Origin of the sequence: Bacillus sp. JJ1521, from assembly GCF_036965165.1 — a bacterium.
Taxonomy (GTDB): domain Bacteria; phylum Bacillota; class Bacilli; order Bacillales; family Bacillaceae_L; genus Ferdinandcohnia.
The window spans coordinates 1-2,451 of sequence record NZ_JBALOX010000177.1; the positions used below are offsets into that span (position 1 = coordinate 1).

The 2,451-nt window shown below is 38.2% G+C and carries 2 protein-coding genes; one reads left to right on the forward strand and one right to left on the reverse strand.

Annotation, left to right across the window (positions count from 1 at the left end):
- Positions 1-97 precede the first annotated feature (97 nt).
- Positions 98-1,984 (reverse strand): squalene--hopene cyclase, encoded by a 1,887-nt coding sequence (gene shc / locus V7147_RS20535; RefSeq protein WP_335369671.1) that lies wholly within the window; start codon positions 1,982-1,984, stop codon positions 98-100.
- 72 nt (positions 1,985-2,056) lie between these two features.
- Between shc and V7147_RS20540 the strand changes: the two genes are divergently transcribed.
- Positions 2,057-2,451, forward strand: a 395-nt coding sequence (locus V7147_RS20540; protein ID WP_335369672.1) for a DUF2515 family protein, incomplete at its 3' end; no start/stop codon positions are given.

Sequence of the window (2,451 nt, forward strand, 5' to 3'; positions counted from 1 at the left end):
GAGGATGTTGAAGAAGAGTTCATCATTGAGGAACCCGTTCAGTATAAAATAAATAACCCCTCAAAACTCAAGAAAAGCTAAAAGAGAGTTTGTTCTTTTAGCTTTTTTGTGTATATTTCCTTTGGTAATTCGCAAGTGTAAGTAGCGGGAAAATATATCGATAGCTATGGTAATGCATGTAAAAATCACCTGGTAAACCTTGCCCCTTTGGATATTTTGTCGTCCAGTCATCCCGGTCCAAATTGTCGAGAAGAAATCTGATCCCTTTCTCAATCGCCTTGGTTTGTTTATCACTTGCTGCAATAAGGGCATCAACTGCCCAGGCAGTTTGTGTTAATGTACTAGTCTTCAAAGGAATATATTTATTGCTACTATCGCTCTTACAGGATTCACCCCAGCCTCCATCCGGATTCTGAATCGATTCGAGCCAGGTGACAGCTCTCGTAATAGATGAGTGCGTTGGTACAACACCAACTGCATGTAATCCAGTAATCGCTCCCCATGTACCATAAATAAAGCAGATTCCCCAACGCCCATACCATGAACCATCGCCCTTTTGATTTTTATATAACCATTTAATTGCTGATTTAACAGAAGTATTTTCTTTAGGAAGCTTCGTATATTTACCGAGATACTCGAGTGTTCTACCTGTTAAATCTACTGTCGATGGATCGGAAAAAATATATTCTGCTTTTGCAATTGGCAAAAGGTTTAGAAGCTTATTATTTGTATTTTTTTCAAAGGCAGGCCAACCACCATCATTGTTTTGCATGGTTAATACCCACTGTATACCTCTATCCCATGCTTGCCTGTAAATGGGTTCTTGTTTAACGATTCTTGCGATTGAACGTAATGATGCTGTCGTATCATCTACATCGGGTTGAATCGTATTCATGTCAGAAAAGCCCCATCCACCAGGAAAACCTGAAGGATTTTGAATGGCCCAATCCCCATATTTAACATGTTGCTTCGTCAACAAATATTGATTTGCTTTTTGGATCATAGGATCTGTTGAAGGGACACCTGCTTCTTGCAATGCATATCCAAGTAGTGAGGTATTCCATACTTCTGCGGTTGTGAATTGTATATGTGTATGGCCGCTTATTTCAATTTTCATTCCCTTTAACCCGTTGACAGCATTTAAAATAATTGGATGTGTTTTTGGATAACCCAAGCTAAGTAATGCAAAAATCATCAGAAATGTTGAACTAAAATAACCAAGAAATGTTCCATCCGGTTCGATCCTGTTTAGCATATATTGCTTAGCTTGTTGCGTTGCTAGTTGGTGAAGATGCGAAGGAAGACCAATCAAGTTTTTGCTTGCCTGTTTGACAGTTGAATAAAAGGATCGCCATTCAAGTGAATTTCGGAAATCAAGGCCGTCTTCGCCCCTCTGAATATTTAAATCAGATAAATTGGGACTCTTATTTGTTGTAAGACTATACTTTTTGTCTGCGAGTATCATGATGGGAGTAAGATTAGCCCTGGCGTACTCGGAAAAGCTATAAAAATGAATCGGTAATGAGTGTGGCAACAGGATGAGTTCGAGAGGCAGCGGAAAAAAGATTGGCCATTTTTGCTGACCTGTAAGTGTAAGCATTAATTTTGTTAACATATGTGTTTGATTGAGTCCCCCATTTTTTACAATAAAGGATTTCGCGCGTTTGATTTTCAGGTCATTTTTGTCTATATATCCCGCGTATAGTAATGCATAATATGCCTCAACAGTCGAAGTTAGATTTCCGTCCCCTTCATCATAAAAAAGCTTCCATGCACCATTTTCTTCCTGTTTACTTAAAATCCGCTCAGTTAACTGTTGTATCAATTTCTCATCATTTATTCCAAGGCTTCTTAATAAGATAATCATATAACAATCGGTCGAAATGCCTGTTTCAAAGGGATATTTCCATGCTCCGTTGGATGATTGGTCCTTTCTAATGGTGTCAATTAACTGCGTCAAGCCGTCATTCACCTTGTCAAACATTCGTAACCTCCCTTTTAGCCTACTTCATACATATTCACCATAAAGTAAGAGAATTCATAGAGGAGGTCAACAATGATTTGTAAACTTATTAAAAAGAAGAAACTTCCACTCTCTGAATCTCTATTACAAATAAAAAAAGATTTAAAGAAACGGCAAAAACAACTAATATTTTATCCACCACTTAATCTGGAGGAGCAGCTACTGATTCAGCAAATTAAAGGGATGACGAGAAGTCACAACCTGAATAATGTGACAAGGACGAAAGCCTATTTCGATTTCTATAGGGCACACCCAGAAATCCATTGGGCATTCCTTGGCCATATGGTGTCCCGAAATGGTGGCTGGAATATGACTGATTTAAAAGGTGGACAGCTTTCAAGGCTTTTAACAAAGAAAGAAATAGAATCATATTTTTCATTTTTGGAACGTGGAAATTGGTTGGTTTTTCAGGATGCTTTCACTCAGTT

What these genes read in the sequence shown, in the direction of transcription:
- shc (WP_335369671.1), bottom strand. Translation starts at nt 1,984, where the DNA reads ATGTTTGACAAGGTGAATGACGGCTTGACGCAGTTAATTGACACCATT.